Here is a 24,098-nt window from a genome sequence, read left to right on the forward strand (position 1 = left end):
GTTTGTTCTGTGGCGAGCAAATGTTCCCCGCCCCCGCGGGGATGAACCGAGGGCGAGGACGAGGACGAGGACGAAGAAGAAATGTTCCCCGCCCCCGCGGGGATGAACCGAGAAATGGAATGATTGGGGTTCCTAGCTTCAAATGTTCCCCGCCCCCGCGGGGATGAACCGGACGAGGAAGAGGAAGAGGCTAAGCGTAAGAAATGTTCCCCGCCCCCGCGGGGATGAACCGAATCTCATCCCGGCGCAGGAGCGTGACCGGACATGTTCCCCGCCCCCGCGGGGATGAACCGGCAATTGTTGCCATCATCATCGCAGGTCTGGTATGTTCCCCGCCCCCGCGGGGATGAACCGGAGTCTCCCGATGAAGCCGTATCATCTGAAAAATGTTCCCCGCCCCCGCGGGGATGAACCGCGCTCCCGCGCTAGTAGGGATGTGCTCCTCTAATGTTCCCCGCCCCCGCGGGGATGAACCGCCACTAACAAATATCGAGATTGTCCGACCTTTATGTTCCCCGCCCCCGCGGGGATGAACCGCCGCTTTGCCCGCCCCTTGTAGCCTACACGCCATGTTCCCCGCCCCCGCGGGGATGAACCGTGAGATGGCGTCCAACTGACCACGGTGGACTAATGTTCCCCGCCCCCGCGGGGATGAACCGACAGCATCTCTGTGATGAAGATGATCGTTTCTATGTTCCCCGCCCCCGCGGGGATGAACCGCGGCATTGATCTACAAAATACTTACTATCTGGATGTTCCCCGCCCCCGCGGGGATGAACCGACTTTTTTGTTAAAAATTGTCTTCCTGTCCTCATGTTCCCCGCCCCCGCGGGGATGAACCGACATTCGAAATATTACAAAACATATCAATAAAATGTTCCCCGCCCCCGCGGGGATGAACCGGATAGTTCGAGCTGATGCCCGTTTGGCTTTAGATGTTCCCCGCCCCCGCGGGGATGAACCGGCGTAATTTTTATTTGTTACGTCCATCTCTCTATGTTCTCCGCCCCCGCGGGGATGAACCCAGGAACGCCTGATTGAACAGGCGCAGGGGGCAATGTTCCCCGCCCCCGCGGGGATGAACCGATCGTGAAGGTTAGCGTGAATGACCTCTTTATATGTTCCCCGCCCCCGCGGGGATGGATTGTGATGCAGTAGTTTTTTAGAGATTGGGGGCCGGTATCCCCCGCTTTCGCGGGAGATACCGGTGCTTCAGGCGTTAGGGGCCGCTCTGAAGTCACCCACTGATTAAACGTTTGTAGGTTCAGTGGAGAGATTGTTTTTTAACTGAAGCGATCTTTCCACTCCACGTATTATGGTTCCGCAAGTCATACCTTTCAAGATTTGTTTGCTGCGTTCTTGCACATAAATCGTGAAGGTCGATCTTTTGACCCTTTGGGATCTGGCAGACTCATTTCCCCGCCTTGCGGGGATACTTACCTAGGGTCGTTGCTTCATCGTCAGTTGTGACGGGGTGTGGGATTTGGCCGCCAAAGCCATTCTAGGGCTTCTGGGAGGGTTTGGTCTATTGTGGGGCCATCGACATGCTGGGCGTTGCGTGAGATGATAAATTGATACGCATAGCCTTTTGCCGCAAGGACACGGGCGAGATTTTCGCCAGCGAGGACCCAATCATGCATCCCATCAGGCATAGGGTGCACGGGGTAAAAGAGGTCTTGGTCGCCCATTTCGTACCAAATGCGTAAAGGCAGGCGTGGGCTTGCTGGGATGAGGGCCGCGCCGGGGTGGGGGGGTATAGCCTGCGGTGTGCCTGCCCATGGGGAATGGAGCTGCCAGCCCCCACCGGGTAGAGCGGGGTTATACGGCCATTGTTGATTCACTAAAGAGGGAGAATAGGCCAGGACCCGATGGTACAGCGTGGGACGAAACCACGCCATGGCAAAGGCGGCGGCCCCGCTGGAGCTAAAGCCCATGGTCGCGCGGTCATCAGGGTTATGGGAGAGATGGAGGTGAGCCTTTGCCTCTACAAGAGGGAGGATATGGGCCTCGACCCAATCGGCATAATCGCCGGACATCGTATCATATTCGCGCCCGCGTTCGCTGCCTTGGGCATCACCCCCGCCGGAACCAACACCAATGATGACCATCGGGGGGATGCGATGCGCTTTGATGTGGGCATCAACCAAAGAGAATAGGTCATGCCCCGGATAAATACCGTCATCGCCTGCATCACCAAATATGAGAAAGGGGAGGGGATGGTCTGTTGGTGTATGGGGCGGGATATAAATATCAACGCTACGGTGCCAAGGGGCGGGATGGGCACCGGGGACGTCTAGGCGTGAGGGGTCGCCTGCGTGGCTGGTGGACATATTGCGAACCCCCGTTGCGCAGGGCTCTGCCTCATCACGGGCGATGCCGGGATTATAGCCGCTTTTAGGAGAGGATGAGAGGGTAAGGCGAATAAAGCGGCCTTGTGCGGGTTGGGTGTTGTTCCACTCCGCAGGGAGTGTGTGGGTAGGGCCTAAGATGTAATTACCGTTTTTGGTGAGGGGTGGGAGTGTGGCATCGGGGAGGTCGGTCGCAGGGGGATAAAGTGGGTTATGCGGGTCATGAATGGGCATAACACCGCTGCCGCTTAAGCCGGATGTATCGATATAGAAAGGTTGGGTGGGGTCTGTCGTGTTGGCGTGCGGGGGTTGGAGGGCGTCTAGCGGCATACAAGGGCCTGCGATAGCGAGTGCAGGGCATAAGATGGCCAAAGCCAGCACGGCTCTTACAGTGAGAGCTAACAGAGAGATGGGGGCGTGTGAGCGGATGAACATAGCCCCACGCTATCATAAATTGGGTCAAAACATACAGGCCCCGTTCGTTATACCGGGGCCTGTGGGTGAGGGGTTACGCGGGTTGATGTGTGTGGATGAGGGTAGCGAGCTGGTCGTAATCGTCTTGCGAGACACCTTGCAATGGGCGTGGGAGCGCGCCCGGCCCTGCTAGATTCATAATCTCCGCAGCAGAGGCGATAACGCGTAGTGAACCATTATAACGGGCACTCATAGCCCAGAAAGGCGCGAATATCGCCTCAATGCGGGTTATTTCAGCCTCATTTTTAGCAAGGGCCGCATCGGTGAGGTGACGGGCTAGACGAGGGAACAAGCCGCCCCATTCGGAGTACCATATGTGCGCGCCATGCATGAGGGCTTGGGCCGCGGTTGGGTCGCCACTAATGCCGGGGGTGATGCTCTCTGGTAGGGTGGGGAGGAGGCGTGCCATCCGTGCAGCAGCTTCCTCAGCGGTGGGGGAGCCGCTAGGGAGCTTAATGGAACGGACATGCGAAAGTTCGCAAATATGCTGCATTAACGCATCGGAGAAATGGAATTGCGTTGTACCGGGCGTATCATAAACAATGAGCGGGACGGAGACGTGGCGGTTGACGGTCTCATAAAGTGTAAAGACCTCTTCATCTCGTAGGGGGAAGTAGCTCATAGGGGGGAGAAGAAGGGCTTTTGCCCCGGCTTTTTGGGCATCTTCAGCAAGTAGGAGTGTATCGCGTAGATGAATAGCTCCAATGCTGATAAGGACGGGGATGCTACCCGCATGGCTGACGGCCAAGCGTGTTAGTTTTTCCCGCTCTGCGCGGGTGAGGAAGGCATAACTTCCCGTAGAGCCGAGAGCCCCGATGGAATCCACTTTGGCCTCCACCAACCGGGTGATGAGGGCAGCAAAGCGTGCCTCATCGGGTTTGTCCTGTTGCATAGGGGTAATGGGAAAGGCACTCAGGCCGTGGAAAGAGATGCTCATAAGTTATCCTCATGATGAGACAGAATGGGTGCGTCATCATGCTAGAGAGGCCGCGCCACGGTATAGAAGGAATGTGACCTTATTTGTTTTATAAAAGCGGCGCGGGGGTAAGTGGAGGTATGGTGGGGTCCTGACGATAGCGGCCCGGTGTGGTGCCAAAGGTCCGGTGGAAGAGCCGGCCCATATGGCTTTGGTCCGCAAAACCCGTATTCATGGCCGCTTGCACGTTGTTTATCCCTGTGCGGAGTTGTGCTTTAGCCTCGTTTAATTGGCATAGAAGCCGAAAAGCCTGCGGGGTTACGCCGTATTGGCGTTGAAAGCGGCGGGAATAGGCCTCCCGACTCATTCCAGCTTCTTGCGCAAGGGTTTGGATAGAATGAAGGGGGGTGCCATCCTGCATAGGGAGGGGTAAAGCCGGTGCGGGAATGATGGTGATGTGAGTGGGGCGTTCCCCAACAGATTGTTGGAGGAGGGCCGCGCAATCGGCTGGGTCGTGATAACGGTGGGGTGTGAGATAGAGATTGAGGCATAATGTGTCCCCAGTGCGGGCAGGGTCATCATCACGTGAGAGATGCGGTGTACCAGCGGGGATGAGCAAAGCCTGCCCCGCTGTAAGAGTGACGCTGCGATGAGGAAATAGGAAATGACGACACCCCGTTAGGAGGAAAGCGAGTTGGTCTTCTTGATGAAAATGCAAGGGGAGGGCCAGTTTTGCACCATATGCCATGCTCATCTCCCGAATATCAGGGTGATGTATGCGCCAATAATGCCAAAGCGGCCCAGAAGATGACGGGGTGAATGAAACAGGCATAGCAGCGCGTATGATACTGAGGGGAGCGCGGGAGCGTCCAGAGGAATGATGTGGACTGACCAGTCTATTTCAATTCTGGACAGATAGGCTTGTTTTTGATAGGGGATGAAAGCATGACAGTGGCAGGGAAGCATGTGCAAGCGCGTCGGCGTATTTTGGAATCGGCCCGCCCGCTTATAAGCCAGCGGGGATTTTCCGCTGTGGGATTAAGCCAAGTTTTAGAGGCGGCGCAGATTCCTAAGGGCTCCTTCTATCATTATTTTGAATCGAAGGAGCATTTCGGTGCGGCATTGTTGGAGCTGTATAATGAGCAATATCTCCAAAAGCTGGATGCTCTGATTGCCGAGCGGGGCAAGACGGGCTTTGAGAAATTATCCGCTTATTGCCAATGCTGGGTGGACGCGCAGCAACATGGCTGTTTGAACGAGAAATGCCTTGTCGTTAAATTAGCGGCAGAAGTCTCCGACCTTTCCGAGCGCATGAGGTTGATTTTGGAGGAAGGGACAACGGCCATTATTGCGCGGCTTGCCTGTATGGTGGAGGAAGGCCAACAGGATGGGACTATCACAAAAGCTCTACCTGCGCGTTTAGCGGCATCTGTTGTATATCAAACATGGTTAGGGGCGACCTTGCTTGTTAAGGTCACGCATAAACAAACCGCTTTTGAGGATGCGTTTGTGGCAACGCGGCAGCTATTAGCCTCCTAATAGGGTTATTAATATGAGTTTTTTGTAATGAGAGGGTTTTTAAGGATGCCCCCCTTTCATTTTCGAGATGACCGGTCTATTTTTAGAGTATGTCCAGAATCAGCGAGGATGCTATGGATAATTTTGAGTTTTATAACCCGACAAAGATTCTCTTTGGCAAAGGGATGATTGCCAAGTTGGATGAGCAGCTTAGCCCGCAAGCGCGCGTGCTTGTCCTTTATGGTGGGGCGAGTGCAGAGAAGACCGGCACATTGGCAGAGGTACGCAAAGCCCTTGGGTCGCGAGTTTTCTGCGAGTTTGGGGGGATTGAAGCCAACCCGACTTACGAAACCCTCATGAAGGCTGTTGAGGTTGCGCGTAAAGAGAAGGTGGATTTCCTCCTCGCAGTTGGTGGTGGCTCCGTTATGGATGGCACCAAGTTTGTTGCGGCTGCTGTACCTTATGAAGGTGAGCCGTGGGACATCCTGTTAAAGCAGGGGCAGACGGTTAAAAAGGCTCTGCCTTTGGGGACGGTTGTTACCTTGCCTGCTACGGGCTCGGAGATGAACAATATTGCTGTGATTTCCCGCAAGGAAACAGGCGATAAGCTTGCCTTCTCTAACCCGCATGTGTTCCCGACTTTTTCCATTTTGGACCCTACACGCACCTTCAGCTTGCCGCCGCGTCAGGTGGCCAATGGTGTGGCGGACTCGTTCGTCCATGTGATGGAAGCTTATATGACCCTGCCGCAAGATGCGATGGTGCAGGACCGTTACGCAGAAGGGCTTTTGCTCAGTCTGCATGATATTGCACAGCGCATCACAAAAGCCCCTGCTGATGATTATGACCTGCGGGCAAATCTGATGTGGGTCGCAACACAGGCTCTTAATGGTCTGATTGGGGCTGGTGTGAAGCAAGATTGGGCAACGCACGCTATCGGGCATGAGCTCACGGCGAAATATGGCATTGACCATGCCCGTACTCTAGCCATTGTTCTGCCGGCTATGTTGAAGGAGCGGCGGGAGCAGAAGCGGGCGAAGCTGCTGCAATATGCAACGCGTGTTCTGGGGCTAAAGGATGGCTCTGAGGATGAGCGGATTGATGCGGCGATTGCTCAGATTGAGGCCTTCTTTAAAGGGTTGGATATTCCTGTTCGTCTCTCAGCTTATGAGATTGGCCATGAGGGGATTGAGCCTATCATCACGCAGCTAAAAGACCACGGCATGACAGCCTTAGGGGAAGGGGAGGAAATTACCCCAGAAATTAGCCGCAAAGTGTTGGAACGCGCTCTATAAAATTAGGGCAAGAGAAAGAGGTATATTATGGCTTACGCAACAACAAACCCTTATACGAATGAGGTCCTCAAACAATTCCCCGAGGCAACGGACCAAGAGGTCCAAGCGGCACTAGCCCGGGGGTATGAGGCTTATGAGGCATGGCGGACAACAAGCTTTGCTGAGCGGGCGAAGGTTTTAAAAGCTCTTGGAGCCTTATTGCGCCGGGATGCTGATAAATTAGCGCGTCTTGCTGCTTTAGAGATGGGCAAGGTACTGGCTGAAGGCAAAGCAGAAGTCATTCTCTCTGCCGAGATTTGCGAATATTATGCCGAGCATGCAGAAGACCTTCTGAAGCCAGAGGAGTTGAAGGTCTCCAACCCTGCCATTGGGCGGGCAAAGATTGTGTATGAGCCGCAGGGCATTGTTCTGGCGATTGAGCCGTGGAACTTCCCTTATTATCAGGTGGTGCGTATTGCAGCACCGCAGATTTCTGCAGGGAATGCGGTCATCCTCAAACATGCTGGTAATTTGCCGCAATGTGCGGCGGTGTGTCAGGAGTTGTTTGAGGAAGCAGGGGCACCGAAAGGCTTGTTCCAGAATCTCTATCTGGCCCGTCATCATACGGAAATGGTGCTGAATGACCCGCGTAGCTGCGGTGTGGCCCTGACAGGCTCGGAAGGGGCTGGCTCGGTCGTGGCAGGGATTGCCGGTAAAGCGTTGAAGAAAGCCACGATGGAATTAGGCGGTAGTGATGCCTTCATCGTGTTGGATGATGCTGATTTAGAAAAGACTGTCAAATGGGCTGTGTTTGGCCGCCATTGGAATGCAGGGCAGGTTTGTGTGTCTGCCAAGCGCATCATCGTGGTGGATAGCCTCTATGACCGTTTTGTGGAGCTGTATAAAAAAGGCATCTCTGAGCTGAAGGCCGGTGATCCGTTAGACCCAAGCACCAATTATGCGCCACTCTCTTCCCAAAAAGCGGCTGATGATTTGCGTGCCCAGGTGGAAGAGGCCAAAAAGCATGGGGCACAGGTTGAGACAATTCCTCTGCCTATCCCCAATCAGGGGGCATTCTTCCAGCCGATGATTATGACAGGGCTGGATGAGAAGAATGAGGCACGCCATTGGGAGTTCTTTGGCCCGGTCACGCAGCTTTATCGGGCAAAAGATGAGGCTGATGCTATTCGCATCGCTAATGATTCCCCTTATGGGCTTGGTGGCTCTGTCTTTACAAAGGACGAAGCCCGTGGTGCCCGTGTGGCTGCAAAAATCCGTACTGGTATGGTGTTCATCAATCACCCAACCGGGACAAAGGCCGAGCTACCTTTCGGTGGGATTGCCCGCTCCGGCTATGGCCGGGAGCTTATCGACCTTGGTATTAAGGAGTTTGTGAATCACAAGCTCATCAATATCGTGGATATTGATGCTCCTTTCTGAGGCTTACTACTTACCGTTTGGGTAAAGGAAAAGGCGGTCCTGTAAAAGGGCCGCCTTTTTTATGTGTTTTGTGCCAAATTGGGATTGGTTACCGCCCCAACATGGAGCCCATGACACCATCGCGGCGGATGACGCCGTGTAGTAGGGCCGCTCCGATATGGGCGAGGATGAGGAGGATGAGCCCATAGGCGAGCAGGCTGTGTAGGCAGCGTAGCGCACCCCATAGATGGGGATGAAAGCCCATAAGAGGCGGAATGTGACAACCGCCCCATAAGGTAATGGGGTAGCCCCCGGCTGAGAGCATAGCCCAGCCAACCAGCGGTAAGGCGAACATGAAGCCATAGAGCAGGATATGGGAGAGATGGGCGGCGAGTTTCATGGGGCTGGGGAGGTCTGCCGGGAGGGGCGGTGTGCGATTGGTAAAGCGGTTAATAAGCCGGATGACCACGAGCAGTAGGAGGAGGAACCCGACCGTGCGGTGCAATGTAAAGAGGCCCGCATAATGGATGCTCGATATATGCGCCATAAACAGCCCGACAAAGAGCATCACAAGGATGAGTGCGGCCATGACCCAATGAAGCATGATGGAGAGGCGAGGGAAGGGCGCAGCCTTACCCGTATTTTGCGGAAGTGACATAGCTTACTGGCCCTTCTCGTCTGATGTGAGGGTCGGGTTGGCGACATCGTTAGGGGTGACCATGCTCGGCGTTTTATGCTCAGCAGAGCGTGTTGCGTAAGACTTCATATACACCGAGGCTCGCAGGGCAAGTAAAGGGTCTTGCGAGACGCTGATGCCCTCTGGGAGGATGGTGGGGTCAAAGACCATAGGGCCGCAGGGATTTTCATCCTCACTATAAGCTTTGGTGAAGGTTACAGTGCCAACGGTAACTTTTTGGTCTGCGTCATTCCAAGGTTGGCTGGGGTCGTTCACCGGGTCGCCCTCACGGGCAATGGTGGCTACAATATCCCAGCTTAGGGGGCGTTCATCTAGCGTTTGCACTAAGCGTTTAAAGAGGTAATTGCCATCATTCGCACCGCTCCCCTCAGCCGGGCGGAAAGGCTCTTTTGCCTGTACAGCCCAGCGGACGGCTGTTTTCTTCCCCGCATCATTTGTCAGGATGAAGCTGTCCAGGCTGTTATAAGTATCGTTTGTCAGGTCGGATGTTTGTTGATGGGCTTTTGCTTGCTCAAAGGCGGTGTTTAGCCAAGGGCGTTGGGCGGCATAGGCCTTAACTGCCTCCGGGTCTGGCTTATGGGTTACAGGGTCTAACCGTGCGGCTTTGAAGAAGGCGTAAGCATCAGCAATGTCCCGCATGGATTGTAACGGTACATCAACAAGGGCCATGCGCCAATCATCCCCCGAAGGCGTGCGAATCTGCAAGGCTAAGCTGCGGGCTATGTTAGGGTTATCGGGCAAATAAGGCAGCGGGGGTGCGAGTGAGAAACGCCCGATAACGGGAAGATGCTCCCCTTTAAAGACCCCTGCATGGGAGAGGGCGCGGCCTTCTGGTGAGGGGTCAAACCAGCCTGTTACACACATCCCTTTGGCATGGGCGCGGCGGAATCCTGTATTAGGGGCCCCAGCATTATGGAAGCGTTGCATAAAATGGGAGGGCGAGATGGAGGCCGGGGTTAATAAGCCAGCCGACCACGCTAGAAAGCCACCCAAGCATAAAGGTGGCAGAATGACAGCAGCCCAGCGGGCTGGATTCGCTGAATGGGGGGAGCGCGCCATAAGAGAGCATCTCCTTCGCAAAAGATGAGGAACGTGCTTTCAGGCTTATCAGATGTATGGGGTAACAGGAAGAAAAGACTATGCCCCATCATGACGTGAGACCATCACGATGGGGCGGGTGTTGCGTTACGGCATGGCCCCAATGGGCAACGGTTTGAGATGAGCATTGGTGCCACGGCCTACAGCATCGGGGGCATCATGAGTGAGGTCCTCATGCGCTTCGGGATGTTCGGAGGCATGGACATCACCCACCTGTTTGGGGTGGTGCAGCCCTTCATATTGGAAGGCCCCGACCGAGAGGGTCTCGCCCATATTGGGGAGGTCTTTTACATCCCAGCCCCCGCCAAGGCTGCGGATTAAGGCAACATCTGCTTGGTAAAGCCGTGTAGCAACTTCCACTTGCGCAATGCGGCTGCGGAGGGTGTTTTCTTGGCTGAAGATAGCATCCAGATATGTGCCGACCCCACCTTGGTAGAGCGTCATGGTCATATTCTGGGTCTCCATATTCGCATTAACAGCTTTTTGGAGGGCTTGGTTCTCCAACGCGAGGCGATTGGTGCGGGAGAGGCCATCTTCCACCTCGCGGAAGGCCGAGAGGACGGTCGTGCGGTATTGGTCCCGTGTTTCCCGATAAGCTGACCAAGAGCGTTGCAGCTCAGCACGGTGAATCCCGCCATCAAAGAGGGGGATGTTCATCCGTGCGCCATATGTCCAGAGGGAGTTGGCAAGATTGGCCAGCTTGAAGCCATTGGCCTCAAAGCCTGCATCCGCATTGAGGGAGAAATGCGGGTAAAAGGCGGCGCGCGCAATGCCGATAGCACGGTTTGCTTGGGCCATTTCCCGCTCTGCACTGGCAATATCAGGCCGGCGTTGCAGCAAGGCTGATGGCACCCCGGTGGGGATTGAAGGTTGGTGGAAGTCCAACGCCGTTACCGGGTCGATATGGAAGCTAGAAGGCGCACTATTGGTCAGGACAGCAATCGCATGTTCTGTCACCTCACGGGCGGCTTGGATGTCATATAACGCGGCTTGTGTGGTGTAGAGCTGTGCCTCTGCACGGGCGAGGTCTAACCGGGGGGCGGCTTTATATTTCAGTTGTGTGCGTGTGACATTAAGCGCACGCTGATAATAGGCGATGGATTGTTGATAGATAGCAATCTGTGCGTCATAGCCGCGCAGCTGGATGTAATCACTTGCAAGCTCGGCCTCCAAGCTGAGGCGTGCCATCGCAAATTGTGCCGCCGATTGTTGAGCAGCTTGCCGGTTTATTCTCACCCGGTTACGGATGGAGGACCAAATATCTGGCTCCCATGAGGCCAGGCCTGCATATTCCTCTTGCGTTTGGGTTAGCGTAGCCCCGTTACGAAAGAGCCTATCGGCTGATTGTTTATTATCAGACCCGCCTACATCAAGGCTGAGATGAGGCAGAAGGCCCGCGCGTGCTTTAGCGACTAAAGAGCGTGCTTGGAGGAAGCGTTCCGCCGCAGCTTGGAGGTCGCCATTCTCGGCAATGGCGCGGTCCTCTAGCTTATCAAGGAGCGGGTCATGCAAGAGGGTCCACCAGTTTGTAGGTAAGGTGGCATCAGCTGGCTGGGCGACAGCAAAAGGGGCTTGGCCCTGCCAGCTATCAGGTACGACAAAATGCGGAGGCTCATAGCGTGGGGCGAGGTCACACGCGCCCAGGGCGGTGAGGGCCAGCAGGCCACTCCCAAGGGCTGTATGGCGGGCAAGCCGCCCCAGCCAATGGCGTGTTTTTTGTACAGGGCTGGCGAGGGTGGAGGGTGTGGTTGTCATGCTAGGCATTAGTCATCATCCCCGGATTCTTCCCAGCCGCTTTGGTTATAACCACGCGCAGGGGTGACGATATGGACGGGGTCGCCCTCTAGTAGGTCAGCCGGTGGGTTATTGATGATGCGGTCATCAGCATTAAGTCCCGCTTGGACCTCTGTAGAGCTATCAGCCATTTTACCAACGCGGATATTTTTAAAATGCACATGGCTCTTTGCATCCACCGTGGCAACTTGCATGCCTTTTTCTTGAAAGACGAGCGAACCGGTGGGGATTTTCAGCAAATGAGCCGCGTTATTATTGGCTTTCAGCTCGACTGAGGCGAAGGTCCCCGGCCAGAGGGCATGGTCGCTATTCTCCAAGGTGAACTCGGAGACGGCTGTCCGTGTGTTAGGGTCATAACCGAGCGAGGCGGTGAGGAACTTGGCTTCAAAAGTCCGGCCCGGATATTGTGGGACATGGATGTGCGCTGTGAGGCCGTCTGTCAGCATGTAGGAGAAGATTTCCGGTACGGAGACGAACAAGCGCAGCCGGTGCGTATCTGCCACGGTGAACAGCTCAGACGCGCCACCGGTGGCATTAAGCTGGCCCCCACCGCTATTGACGTAATCCCCCACATTGATGGAACGCTCCGTTACCACGCCATCAAAAGGCGCGACAATTTGCTTAAACTTCTCCAATGCGGCGAAATGGTCCAGGTTACGTTGGGCGGCCTCTAATGTAGCGAGGGCGGCTTTTTCATCCGCTGTGGCAACAGAGACAGACTGGCCCGATACAGCCTGGGACTTGCCCATGGCCCGCCAACGGTTAGCCGTGACAGAGGCCAGATTATAGCGGGCCTGTTGGGCGTCGAGGTCAGCACGCGCTTGGGCATATTGGGCATCCAAAGCGGGGGCGTTAATCTCGGCTAAGACATCGCCTTGATGAACGACAGCCCCGTAATCCTTGTACCACATTTTCACATAGCCAGAGACCTGAGCATAAATGGGGGCTTGGTACCATGCGTCAATCGTGCCGGGGAGGGTGAGGCTTACCTTGCTATCAGCCTTATGAGGCAGAATGACCGCGACATTGGGGACGGCACTTTCCTCCGCTACGTTATGGAGATGGGCCATATGGGCGATGCGGCCTATCAATAATGAGGCAATGTAAAGGCCCAGCACTAAGGCAATCAGGCCGAGCAGTAATTTACGGTTGCGAGACATGCTGGCCATTAGATGGTCTCCTTATGAGAGGCAGTACGGTTATGGATGATGGCGTAAACACAGGGGACAAACAGGAGCGTGGAGAGTGTGGCGACAATCAACCCACCAATAACAGCCCGGCCTAAGGGAGCATTGGTGGAGTTGGAGGTCGCCATGGGGATCATCCCCACAATCATAGCAAGGGCTGTCATCAGCACGGGGCGGATACGCTCTCGCCCGGCCTCTGTTGCAGCGCGTAGGGCATCGCCGTGGAGCTCAATCCGCTCTCTTGCGAAGGATACAACGAGGATGGAGTTCGCCGTTGCTGTCCCCATGCACATAATGGCCCCCGTCAGAGCCGGGACGGAGAGGCGTGTCCCGGTGAGGAATAAGGCCCATGCAATCCCCGCTAACGCGCCGGGTAGGGCGGTGATGATGATGAAAGGGTCCGTCCAAGATTGGAAGTTCACGACAATGAGCAGATAAATCAGCACGATGGAGACCATCAGCCCGAGGACGAGTTGGCTATAAGCACTATACATCGTCACCGCTGCCCCGTGGATGTCTGTTGCAGCCGTTTTGGGCAGGAGGGGCTTGGTATCGGCGATGACCTGCTTAACATCTGCCAGCACAGCCCCAAGGTCGCGCCCTTCGGTCGAGACGTAAATATCAACTTCGGGCATGGAGTTAAAATGTGAGACCTCGCCCGGTGTGCCTGTTGGCACAACAGTGCTGATGCTGCCGAGCAACTGGTCCCCCGTCCCGGTTGGGTTGCCATCGCCTTTATCGACGGGGATGGTCAGCAGGTCGCTCAAATGGGTGAGCTGGTCTTGAGAGACGTAGGTATTGAGCGGGAAGGTGACATCATTACTGGGGTCGAGCCAGAATTGCGGGTCCACCGTGCTGGAGCCGGAGAGTGTCATAAGCTGGTTATTGGCGAGGTCGGCCTCGGTGAGGCCGGTGGCCATACTGAAGGTCCGGTTACCACGAATCATCAAGGTGGGTGTTTTCATCGTTTGCTGGATGACCACATCCGCCGTGCCGGGAATATGACGTAAGCGGGCGATGATTTTACGCGCATAGTCGTAATTATCGGCAATATCTGGCCCGTTAATTTGAATATCAATCGGCGCGGGGGAGCCAAAATTGAGGATTTTGGCTGTCAGGTCCGCTGGTTGGAAGGTAAAGACCGTACCGGGGAATTGCGCGGAGAGGTCTTTACGCAGTAGGGCACGATAATCCCATACCGGGGAGGCCTCATTTTTGAGGGCGATGGTCAGGTCGCAATCTTGCGTGCCGATGGTAGGTGTTGGGATAAAGGCCTGATTATGCGCCCCTTCTGGCAGGCCGCAATTACTGACAATTTCTTCCACTTGGCCGGGGAGGTCACGCTCGATACGGTCAGAGACGAGGGCAGCGATACGCCCTGCAACCTCAATACGTGTGCCTAGTGGGGCACGCATATGCATTTGTAGAGCGTTGGATTTTGTCTCCGGGAAGAAGTCCCGTCCCGCAGTGAGGTAGAGCCCCAAAGAGAGGACAGAAAGCCCTAAGAACACCCCGACAAAGAGCTTACGTTGCTCCACACAGCGGACGAGGAGAGCGTAATAGCTATCGCGAAAGAGATTGAACTTTTCCTCAAAGCTTTGTTGGAAGCGGATACAAGCTCCCATAAAGCCGCTGCGTGCTGGTAGGGGAGCGGAACGGTTATGGCTATCTGTCCCATCTCCACGTTGGGCAGGGTGGCCTGCGGCTATAGCAGCGGCGTTGCTATCGGCAATATGCTGCTCTTTATCTGGAATATCATGGCCATGGTTATGATTAGCGAGCAGATATTTCGCCATGGTGGGGACGAGTGTCCGGGAGAGGATAAAAGAGGCAATCATCGCAAAGATGATCGCTTCTGCCATGGGGCGGAAGAGATACCCCGCTACCCCTCCAAGCTCAAAGAGAGGGAGCCACACAATGCAGATGCAGGTGGTGGAAACAAAGGTCGCTGTGACAATTTGATTCGCTGCATCAATAATAGCAGGCTCAAGCTCTTTACCCATCTCAAGATGGGTATCGATATTTTCAATCATCACCGTGGCATCATCAACGAGGATACCAACAGCGAGAGCCAGCCCGCCAAGGGTCATGACATTGATGGATTCACCAGCCCAGCTTAGCCCGATGACAGAGCAGAGAATGGCCAGCGGGATAGAGGTGGCAATAATGACGGTAGACCGCCACGAGCCAAGGAAGAGCAGCACCACAATCCCGGTCAGGAAGGCCGCTGTGACCATCTCCCGCACCACATCTTTAATCGCGTCTTTCACGAAGATGGAGGCGTCTGTGAGGATGCTGACATTGACATCATCTGGTAAGACGGCTCGTAGGCGGGGGAGGGCTTTTTTCACACCATCCACGACATCTAGCGTGGAAGCCTCACCACTTTTCATGACGACAACCTCAACGCCTTGTCGGCCTTTGACCAGCACAAGGTTGGTTTGTGGATGCCCGCCGCGATACACATCGGCTACATCATGCACGTAAATGACGGCATTGCCTACGCGTTTGACGGGGATATTGCCGATAGCCTTCATGCTCTTAGGGGTGGCGTTGGTTTGGACCATCCAATCCACAGCATCAATCTTTTGGTCACCAGCGGGGAGGACGATGTTTTGATTATGCATGGCATTTTGCACATCCATCGCTGAGAGGTGATGAGCGCGGAGCTGGTCTTGATTCAGCGTGACCATCACAAAACTATCCATCCCGCCATAAGGGTGCGGTACCACCGCGCCCTCTACCGTGACGAGAAGGGGCCGGACGCGAATCATCGCTAATTTATAAAGGTCGGATGGTGTTTGCTTGTCGGAGGTAATTTGCAGCGAAATCACGGGGACAGAGGAGGCATCCAGCCGCATAATCATCGGGGCTGGGATATTCACCGGCAGCTGCTTGATGACTGTTTGAGAGATTGCGGTTACTTCTGCCTCTGCTTCGCCAATCTCCGTCCCGGGTTGGAAGAAGATGGTGACAATCCCGCGCCCGTAATAGGAGTTGGACTCCATATGCTCGATGCCCTCTACGGTAGAGGTCACCATGAGTTCGTAATTATAGATGATGCGGCCAGCAAACTCTTCTGGCAGCATCCCACCATAGGTCCATACCGCTGAGACGACCGGGATTTTGATATTAGGGAAGACGTCTGTTGGTGTTTTAAAAACAGACATTACCCCAAACATCACAATCAAGATCGACAAGACCACAAAGGTCAGAGGCCGCTTGAGCGCGGTGATGACAATGGCATTCATGATGCAGGTGGTTTCCTGTTATTGCAAAGGCAAAAGAGTGTTAGTCTTAATTTAAACAAAAATGACGGAGCGGCGTATTAAATACTGTTTTAGTCAAGTTTATGACGGCTTTGTAAGCCGGGGGTATAGGGAATAAAATGAGAGAAGATAGCTCCTTCCATTTCACATATCCTCTACAGATAAAGCGTAGTTTCATGAGTTTATGTTACAAGAATGTCACCTAAAAGGAAGGCTGGTTGCTTTAGTTCTTCGGTAGGGTCGGTGCTGTAGTGGGATGAGCCAGATGCTGGCGGAGTCGCCGTACTTCGCCTTCACTAACGCTGCTGCTGTGATTGCCCCAACTATGGCGGATGAAGCTTACAAGCTCTGCGACCTCTTTGTCAGAGAGCGCATCGCCAAAAGCGGGCATCGTAAAGGCAGAGGGCGCGGTAGGGAGGGGGTGCATTGTCTCGCCCGCGAGGATGATATGGATGAGCGAGGTGGGATTATCCGTCATCACGACAGGGTTCCCTGCTAGAGGGGGAAAGACCGTGCCATAACCAGCCCCATCGCTGCGATGGCAAGCTGCGCAGCGGTCCAGATAAGTTTGTGCGCCAGGTTGGGTGATATCACCCCGGCGTAGGGCGTCTGCCGTGCTTGGGTCATAAACCCAAGGGGCTTCTGGGCGGGCGGGGCTTAGTGTGCGTAAATAGCGCGCAATCGCGTGGAGGTCGTTATCTGTAAATGCGTAGGTGCTGTGGATGATAACAGGCGTCATGCCTCCGAAGCTGGCACCGGGGCGAGCGCGACCAGTGCGGAGGAAGTCCACAATATCTTGCTCACTCCAACGGCCTAGGCCGGTGCGATTTTCTTGCCGCAGGGAGGGGACAACCCATTGTTCTACAACCCCACCGCCGGAGAGAAAGAGCGGGCCATCTTGGGCTGTTTGGGCCTTTTCATTCAGTGCGATGCCGCGTGGTGTATGGCAGGCCCCGCAATGGCCCGGCCCTTCGACAAGATAGGCCCCTCGTGCCAAGGTTGGGTCAGTGAATTGGCTATTGGTGCGTTGCTGGGCATAGCGAATGCTAGGGGCAAAGAGCCACCGCCAAACGCGTAGTGGCCAACGCATAGAGAGCGGCCACTTAATTTTATTCTCTGGCGGAGCTACCGCTTGAGGGGCCACACCATGTTGAAAATAAACATAAAGCGCGTGGATATCCGCATCACTTAGCCGCGCATAGGAGGGGTACGGCATAGCGGGATAAAGTGTGGAGCCATCTTTACGCACCCCAAGCCGGACAGCGCGGGCAAACTCTGCCTCGCTATAGCGGCCAATGCCATGAACAGGATCTGGCGAAATATTGGTTGAATAAATCGTGCCGATGGGCAGCTCAAAGGGTAAGCCCCCGCTATAATCAGGGCGGCCCGGTGCTGTATGGCAGGCAGCGCAATCGCCGAGGATAGCTTGATAATGGCCTTCCTCTAGCAAAGCAGACGGTATGGGGGTGTCTGCTCGAGCTATGGTGAGGGGGGAGGAAAAAATGGCAAGCAGCCCTAATGCTGCATAAAGGGCCGCATAAAAGGAAGCGCGGGAGATGTGGGTCATGCGGTTACCATAGGGCCGGGGTTACGGAGGTAAGTATGGCGGATATGGTAAGCCGACCAATAAGCCAGCGCGGCCACCAGCCCGGTAGGGTTATAGCCTAACCCTTGGGGAAATGCGCTAGAGCCAATGACAAAGAGATTAGAGACATCCCAACTTTGTAGATAACGGTTCACCGCACTGGTTTTGGGGTTTTCCCCCATGATAACCCCACCATTAAGGTGCGTGGTTTGGTAGAGGCGGCTATCAAAGTTCTGGCCATGTTGGAGGCTATTGAGGGCAATCTTAGTGGCCCCCATGGCTTTGGCAATCCGACCAATATGCTGGACGGCATATTGATTCATGCGGATGTCGTTCTCCTTCCATGTGAAGGTCATGCGTAACATGGGTTGGCCATAGGCGTTGCGCCATGTGGGGTCGAGGTCCAAATACACATCGCGATAAGCCATATTGCTGCCATGGGCATCAATACTGAGAGAGTGGCGATATTGGTCAATCATGGCTGTTTTATAAGCGTGTCCCCAGCGGGGTGCGCCCTTGCCACCACTGCTAAGGGCGGCATTGATGGGTTTTGTCCCTGCTTGGTTTACCCAAATGGGTGAGCCACCAATAAAGCCTGCTTTCCCACGGTCTAGGCCGGGATGGTTGATGTCATCAATGGCAACACCCCCGCCGCCAGCGCCAACAAATTGGTTGGTAAAGTGCGTTTTAGGCAGCCAAACGCGGGAAGAGGTAATGGTTTGATAGGTGAAGTTACGGCCAATCACCCCCGTTTGCGTTACTGGGTCATAAGGTTGGCCAATGCCTGAGGTGAGCATGAGATGAACATTATGGAGCTGGAAGGCACTCAGTATGACGAGGTCAGCCTGCATTGTCTGTTCGGATTGTGTTTTGAGGTCAATATACCGTACGCCTGTGGCGGTCTTGCGGTCATCATCTAAGAGGATTTCCAACACTTGCGCCTGTGTGATGAGGGTGAAGCGTTTATCCTGCCGCAGGGCGGGGAGGATGTTCACATTCGGGGACGCTTTGGAATAGAGATAACAATCATAACCGCTGCAATAACCGCAAAAATTGCACGGCCCCATCTGGCAGCCATATGGGTTGGTGTAAGGCTGGGAGGCATTAGCAGCAGGCATGCTGTAAGGGTGAAACCCAACCTCGGTTGCAGCTCTGCGGAACAGGCTGGCTGAGAAAGTATCAGCCAGCGGCGGCAGGGGGAAATGAGCGGAACGATCAGGGGCGAATATATTCCCTCGCCCTGTAGGGATTCCCTGTACTGAGGCGGCATCGCCCGCTGTGCCGAAGACTTTCTCGGCTTTATCGAAGAAGGGTTCTAGCTCCTGATAGCTCACCCCGTAATCTTGTAAATGCATATCGTGAGGGATGAAGCGACGCCCGTAGCGTTCGCGCATTGCGCTATGGAGGCGCAGTTCATCCTCTGTGGTGCGGAAGTGACAGCCTGACCAATGCAGCCCGGCCCCGCCTACGCCCTCTCCGGGAAGAAAGGCGGCAAGTTGGCGGTAGGGAAGGGCTGTTTGGTCGGGACGGTTGCGAATGGTCAGAGAGGTACGTGCGAGTTTTTGGAAGAGACGCTTGCGTATCGCCCCGCGTAATTCATCAATCGATTCAGGATACGCGCCCTCTACGGCCGTGCTATGGTCATGTCCGCGCTCCAGCATGGTAACATGCAGGCCAGCCTCGGTTAGCTCTTTTGCCATGATGCTGCCAGCCCAGCCAGCCCCGATGATGAGAACATCTGGCTTTTTAGGCGGTGTAACGTGGTCTGTCATGCGTGGTTAATCTTCCTCATCATGAAGCGCATCAGGGCCATAGGGGGCAACATTAGGGGGCATACCAACAGGGCCAAGCGGATAAGGGGCCCCTTGCTGGTTGACCCAATCCATAAAATCGGCCCGCGCACCGGGGAAGCCCATCATCTTCCATCCTCCCATAGCGTCATTACCGCCATAGAGGGGGTCGGCAAAGGCACCTTCTAACGTATTGGTGCGTAATTGCTCAAAAAAGACAGCCCCGGGAATATCATTAAACTGCAAGACGCCGTCCTCAAGCTTATGAAGAACCTCATCCTGCTGTGCGGTGGAGAGGTCTGCAAAGAGGGCGTTATAGGTCATCAAACAATGGGTATTAATAGGTTCGATCGTACGGCGATACAGCTCTTGCGGGCTGTAGGGAAGTTGGTAGCCAAGTTCTGGGGGACCATTGACAAATGGAGGGTTGAGGTACCAGAGGTCCCCTTGTCCGTAAGGGGTTTGCATTTGTTTATCAATAAAACGCGGCACAGCTAGGGCGACTGCTCCGGGTCCGTTTTCATCTTCTGGGAAAAGCCGCTCACACGCATAACAGAGAAAGCGATATTCCTCCGCTGTGAAGAAATGCGGCACATAATGGGCGGGGTCATTCTCCGCCTCTTTGGTTTGTTGGGGCTCTAAATCAGCATGGGCTTGGGCTGTATGGCTTAGTAATGATGAGCCAGAAAGCGCACCAGTCCCCCTCATAAATCCCCGCCTCGATAATGTAGTACGGGATGGGGCAGTGGAGTGAGAGGGGGATGATGTCATCGCGTGGGGCGGACCTGAGGAGATGAAAAGATGGTTAAAGCTGCGGTAAGGTGAGCAAAATCTTCGCAGAAGACAAGTGAATCTGCTGTCATGTACTCACCTTATAGCGAGGAGGTAGGTTTAATGTTGTGGTAGGGAGAGAACACCCGGCGGTGGGGAATGGAGCTTTGTCGGTGTTGTGCTCTCATATGTTGTAGAGGTGGGGTGAGGAGCAGAGGGAACCGTGTTGTTGAGGGGGGCATGTTGTTGTGTGCTGCCCTCCAACGCGGGGAGTTCTGTACTAGAGAGGTCTTGGCTTTGGACGGTAGTAGCACTTAGTGGCGTGCCGGTGGCGTCAGTCAACCAAGAGGCAAGATGATTGCGGATTTGGTATTCCAGCTCGACATTCATATCATCCATAAGGGCTGCGTTGAGTGTATGGAGGTTGCGCTCCAGACTATAAGAGTGGGAGGCCTCAATGGTGCGATGGACGCGTGCGGTGATGAAGCCGTGGCGTTGATGGGTTGGGTCATCCACCGTAAGCTTTACGCCATAAGTCCCGCTAAAGCTGTGATGGGATTTCGTCATCTCAGCTTGGGTGACGATAAATTGCGCCGTGCCGGAGGTTCCCGTTGTGTGTAATCTTTGATGCGCCATGAGCTGCAGGTCCTGAGCGGGGTCATCAGGGCTACGTTCTGTTAAATCATCATAACCCGGCTGGACTTGATTATTGATGGCGATTTGGCCGACATTCAGATTCAGCGGCGGTAGGTAGCTATAATCTGTTTTTGGGAAGGTCTCATGGCCATCATCAGAGGCACAGCCTGATAAAAAGGCCAGCCCGCAAAGGAGGGCCATGCACGGCCAGAAGCGCATGAGAGGGGTAAAGCGTTTTATGGTCATGACCGGCGTTTGCGTCCTTTTTTACGTTTCTTCTTACGAGGCTGATAGGGTTTCTTTGTCTGTTTTCTAGCGGGTGTGGGCGTTACGTCACCCGGCACTGTATCCTCTAAGGGCGATAGAGGCCGCAAGAGAGCAGATTGTTCCCATAATAGGGATGAGAATGGAAAGCTAGAGGCGATTTGTCCAGCCTTCTTTGGGCTAGAGACGCTATTATCCCATAAGGCAGAAGCATGGCCGACACCATAATCCTCTAACGTGAAGGGCCGGGCCTGTTTGAGGTCCTCAACGCATTGTGGTGTTCCGATAAACCATGAGAGTAAAAAAGCCGGGACAAGGGGTGTAAGCGTGCTATCCCCCACCAAAAGAGAGGCATGAGGGAGGTAAAGAATAGGGGGGGCGTCTTTAACAGGGCTTTCATCGGCATCTTGATTGGGCCAAAAGAGGTAGAAAGTTAGGCCCTCTTTGTCATCTGTAAATCGGCATGCAACAGCTTGCTCCAATATCATAGTGAGATTTGTGCGGATAATCCCCCCATGAAAAGGGGAGCATGCTAAACTATGCGGCCCCGCTGGGCGTGTGCGGAGGAGCTTTTGGAGGAGGTCTTTAGAGAAAGGGCTTTCCTCATCATGCTCTAAAAGCGTTGCAGGGGGAATAACATGCAGAGCCGCGCGCATGGTTTGGAACCAGAGCGTGACGAGCTGTAGCCGTCCTGTTGCAGGCAGTGTGCGGAGCAGGGCAAGTGTCTCGTTTTGTAAGGCTTCCTCTGTGGGCAGAGGGGCTGTGCCATCCAGCAAACTTGCGCTGATGGTTTGTAAAGTGGGGTCCAATGTTTTGATGAGCGTATCCCGCCATGTGCCGCGCAGGGCAAGGGCATGGCAGGCTAAGAGCTCATTATCAGGGGAGAGCCACCAGCACGCCTCTTGCCCTGTTTTAGGGTGATGTAGAATTAGAGCATCCACACCCGCAGGGCCGGAGAGGCGTTCCCCCCTCTCCCAGCCGGGATAAAGCCGCGTGAGGGGTTGTCCCCGGCTGTGGAGTTCTGCGGGGCGCGCTGCCGTCATGGCGTCTCGGCAGAGAGTGTGTTTGTATGATGCGTAAGGCTATCACGAGGGAAGGTGAAGGCCGTGTTGCAGAAATGACATTCCATAGAAATCACTCCATCTTGGGCCATATGGTCAAGGTCATCCGTGCTGAAACGCTCTAACACCCCTTGCAGGCGGGCACGGCTACAGCGGCACCCAAAGGAGAGCGGCCTCGCCGGGGCAAGCTCTACCCCCAATGTGCCAAAGAGCCTTGTGATAAGGGTAGAGGCTGAAAGAGCAGGGTCGAATAATTCATCCGCTTTTAGGGTATGAGCAAAGGTGCAAGCCGTCTCCCAGAGGTCTTGGATGGTCGCCTCGGAATGTTGCTGGTCATCATTACCGGCAACGGGGTCACTATCGGGCAGACGCTCTAGTACCAACGCCCCCGCTTGCCACCCGCTCTCTGTTAAGCGGGAGAAAAGTTGGATGGCACAATCATGTTGCTCACTGGTTTGAAAGTAGTGCGTCGCCATGGCGGCGAGGTCTTTACCCTCTAGCCCAACAATCCCTTGATAACGCTCCGTCTCTGGCCCTTGGTCCACTGTAAAGGCCAGATACCCCTTGCCAAGCAAGCCCGGAGCGGTTTCAGGCAGGGGGGTGGTGTAGTCCTCTGCCATGCGGGCGGTAAAGCGCAACGCCCCTGTATCGGTGCAATCGGCCAGAAAGAGCGAGACCGGTCCATCGCCTTTAACTTGTAGGGAGAAGGAGCCTTTAAACTTTAAAGCCGTTGCCATAGCCGCTACCAAGGCAAGGGCTTGGCCTCCAAGGGCGCGCACAGGCTCTGGAAGTTCATCATGGCGGGAGAGGATGGCATCAGCCAATGGCCCAAGCGTAATTAATCGCCCCCGAACAGGCACATGGCCGAGATGGAAGGGCGTAATCGCATGGGCAACCGTCAGGTCTGGCACATCCTGCGGGCGGGTCGTGGCTGTAGGGGTGGTTTCTGTCACCGGGTTTGTCATGGTCCTATCCTCCCTTTTGGCCCCGATAGAGGGGAGAGGGGTGTGCCCTCTCAGCCCTGATAAGCGGAGAGGTCATCTTCCCCCAAGCACCAGAGCAGCAATCCCTTTTGGGCATGTAGGCGGTTTTCTGCCTCATCAAACACAACAGAGGCCGGGCCTTCAAACACGACCTTGCTGACTTCCTCCCCTATATGGGCAGGCAAGCAGTGCATAAACAGGGCCTCCGGTGCTGCGAGAGCCATGAGGGCTTCATCAACATGATAAGGGCGGAAGATTTGATGGCGTTTTTCAGCATCTTTATCCCCCATGCTGACCCATGTATCGGTGACGATGGCATCAGCCCCCGCGGCAGCCTCGCGCGGGTCGTGGGTGAGTTGAATATCACCGCCCTGTGCGCGCGCCCAGTTTACAGCCGTTTCAGAGGGCATAAACTCCCCTTCTGGCGTGGCGAGATGCAGGGAGAAGCCTAGCCGTGCGGCGGCCTCAATCATAGAGGTGGCGACGTTATTGCCATCGCCAATCCAAGCTAGTTTTTTGCCGGTAATGGAGCCGCGATGTTCCTCAAAAGTGAGAATATCGGCCAAAATCTGCACAGGATGGGAGACTGGCGTTAGCCCGTTAATGACGGGCACATCACTCCAGCGGGCAAGCTCCCGAAGGTTCGCATCTGTCCCCGTGCGGAGGGTGATAACATCCAAAAAACGGGAGAGGACACGCGCCGTATCGGCAATGCTCTCGCCTCGGCCAAGCTGCATATCCGCAGGGGAGAGGACATTAACCGTCCCGCCAAGCTGCTTCATCCCCACCTCAAAAGAGACACGCGTGCGGGTGGAGGGGCGGGACATCATCAGCCCCAAAGCACGTCCGGCTAATGGCAGACCAGGGCAGAGAGGGCGTTTGCGTTCTTGCTGTAGAGCCTTGATATGGGCCGCAAGGTCCAGAATATGGCGTAAGGTCTCGGTGGAATGGTCTTTAATATCCAGGAAGTGCCGAGGGGATGAGGTATAATCGTTGCTCACGCTACTGCTCTCC

General features: G+C 54.9%; 18 protein-coding genes and 1 CRISPR repeat array (1 of these 19 only partly in view). Of the genes, 3 read left to right on the plus strand and 15 right to left on the minus strand.

Translation table 11 applies throughout. The features are described from left to right. A CRISPR array of direct repeats spans nt 1-1,147; the repeat unit is 29 nt; unit sequence ATGTTCCCCGCCCCCGCGGGGATGAACCG; it begins 1,078 nt to the left of the window's first position. 313 nt (nt 1,148-1,460) lie between these two features. The 3 genes from NQF89_RS07720 to NQF89_RS07730 form a co-directional block, all read right to left on the minus strand. Then, entirely contained in the window at nt 1,461-2,783 is a 1,323-nt protein-coding gene (locus NQF89_RS07720; protein ID WP_266137902.1) for an alpha/beta hydrolase, read from the minus strand. Between the two features lie 73 nt (nt 2,784-2,856). Further along, nucleotides 2,857-3,759: a dihydrodipicolinate synthase family protein gene (locus NQF89_RS07725; RefSeq protein ID WP_266137903.1), complete on the minus strand. Its 903-nt coding sequence runs from the start codon at nt 3,757-3,759 to the stop codon at nt 2,857-2,859. 88 nt (nt 3,760-3,847) lie between these two features. Then, the gene (locus NQF89_RS07730; RefSeq protein ID WP_266137904.1) at nt 3,848-4,570 is read right to left on the minus strand and encodes a helix-turn-helix transcriptional regulator; all 723 of its coding nucleotides are present in this window, start codon (nt 4,568-4,570) and stop codon (nt 3,848-3,850) included. A 113-nt stretch (nt 4,571-4,683) separates the two neighbouring features. On the opposite strand from NQF89_RS07730, the gene NQF89_RS07735 reads away from it, so the two are divergent. From NQF89_RS07735 to NQF89_RS07745, 3 genes are all read left to right on the plus strand, one after another. Continuing rightward, on the plus strand, nt 4,684-5,277 hold the full coding sequence (locus NQF89_RS07735; protein WP_155579697.1) for a TetR/AcrR family transcriptional regulator: 594 nt from the start codon (nt 4,684-4,686) through the stop codon (nt 5,275-5,277). 113 nt (nt 5,278-5,390) lie between these two features. Next, nucleotides 5,391-6,551, plus strand: coding sequence for an iron-containing alcohol dehydrogenase (locus NQF89_RS07740; protein WP_099027458.1), 1,161 nt, complete (start codon nt 5,391-5,393; stop codon nt 6,549-6,551). A gap of 27 nt (nt 6,552-6,578) precedes the next feature. Then, nucleotides 6,579-7,970 carry an NAD-dependent succinate-semialdehyde dehydrogenase gene (locus NQF89_RS07745; protein WP_266107097.1) on the plus strand — a complete coding sequence of 464 codons (1,392 nt, stop codon included), beginning with the start codon at nt 6,579-6,581 and terminating at the stop codon, nt 7,968-7,970. Nucleotides 7,971-8,058: 88 nt separating this feature from the next. Here NQF89_RS07745 and NQF89_RS07750 read toward each other — a convergent pair whose 3' ends face one another. From NQF89_RS07750 to argF, 12 genes are all read right to left on the minus strand, one after another. Then, the gene (locus NQF89_RS07750; protein WP_266137905.1) at nt 8,059-8,607 is read right to left on the minus strand and encodes a cytochrome b; all 549 of its coding nucleotides are present in this window, start codon (nt 8,605-8,607) and stop codon (nt 8,059-8,061) included. 3 nt (nt 8,608-8,610) lie between these two features. Next, complete coding sequence (locus NQF89_RS07755; protein ID WP_266137906.1) at nt 8,611-9,705, minus strand: catalase; 1,095 nt, start codon at nt 9,703-9,705, stop codon at nt 8,611-8,613. A 126-nt stretch (nt 9,706-9,831) separates the two neighbouring features. Beyond that, complete coding sequence (locus NQF89_RS07760; protein WP_230880655.1) at nt 9,832-11,508, minus strand: efflux transporter outer membrane subunit; 1,677 nt, start codon at nt 11,506-11,508, stop codon at nt 9,832-9,834. Then, complete coding sequence (locus NQF89_RS07765; protein ID WP_370513462.1) at nt 11,508-12,698, minus strand: efflux RND transporter periplasmic adaptor subunit; 1,191 nt, start codon at nt 12,696-12,698, stop codon at nt 11,508-11,510. The genes NQF89_RS07760 and NQF89_RS07765 overlap by 1 nt, the downstream gene beginning before the upstream one ends. Before the next feature lie 8 nt (nt 12,699-12,706). Next, the gene (locus NQF89_RS07770) at nt 12,707-15,976 is read right to left on the minus strand and encodes an efflux RND transporter permease subunit (protein ID WP_155573898.1); all 3,270 of its coding nucleotides are present in this window, start codon (nt 15,974-15,976) and stop codon (nt 12,707-12,709) included. 241 nt (nt 15,977-16,217) lie between these two features. After that, nucleotides 16,218-17,561 (minus strand): c-type cytochrome, encoded by a 1,344-nt coding sequence (locus tag NQF89_RS07775; protein ID WP_266137907.1) that lies wholly within the window; start codon nt 17,559-17,561, stop codon nt 16,218-16,220. After that, the gene (locus NQF89_RS07780) at nt 17,558-19,351 is read right to left on the minus strand and encodes a GMC family oxidoreductase (RefSeq protein ID WP_266137908.1); all 1,794 of its coding nucleotides are present in this window, start codon (nt 19,349-19,351) and stop codon (nt 17,558-17,560) included. Before NQF89_RS07780 ends, NQF89_RS07775 begins: the two co-directional genes overlap by 4 nt. A gap of 6 nt (nt 19,352-19,357) precedes the next feature. Next, entirely contained in the window at nt 19,358-20,077 is a 720-nt protein-coding gene (locus tag NQF89_RS07785) for a gluconate 2-dehydrogenase subunit 3 family protein (protein ID WP_266137909.1), read from the minus strand. 183 nt (nt 20,078-20,260) lie between these two features. Then, a complete protein-coding gene (locus tag NQF89_RS07790; protein ID WP_155573894.1) occupies nt 20,261-21,022 on the minus strand; it encodes a hypothetical protein in 762 nt (253 codons plus the stop codon). Next, nucleotides 21,019-22,083, minus strand: coding sequence for a hypothetical protein (locus tag NQF89_RS07795; RefSeq protein WP_266137910.1), 1,065 nt, complete (start codon nt 22,081-22,083; stop codon nt 21,019-21,021). The genes NQF89_RS07790 and NQF89_RS07795 overlap by 4 nt, the downstream gene beginning before the upstream one ends. Next, nucleotides 22,080-23,066, minus strand: a complete 987-nt coding sequence (gene hslO / locus NQF89_RS07800; protein WP_155573892.1) for an Hsp33 family molecular chaperone HslO — start codon at nt 23,064-23,066, stop codon at nt 22,080-22,082. Before hslO ends, NQF89_RS07795 begins: the two co-directional genes overlap by 4 nt. Before the next feature lie 50 nt (nt 23,067-23,116). Then, on the minus strand, nt 23,117-24,085 hold the full coding sequence (argF, locus tag NQF89_RS07805; protein WP_266137911.1) for an ornithine carbamoyltransferase: 969 nt from the start codon (nt 24,083-24,085) through the stop codon (nt 23,117-23,119). Nucleotides 24,086-24,098: the final 13 nt, after the last annotated feature.

The organism is Bombella pollinis (genome assembly GCF_026385485.1).
Taxonomy (GTDB): domain Bacteria; phylum Pseudomonadota; class Alphaproteobacteria; order Acetobacterales; family Acetobacteraceae; genus Bombella; species Bombella pollinis.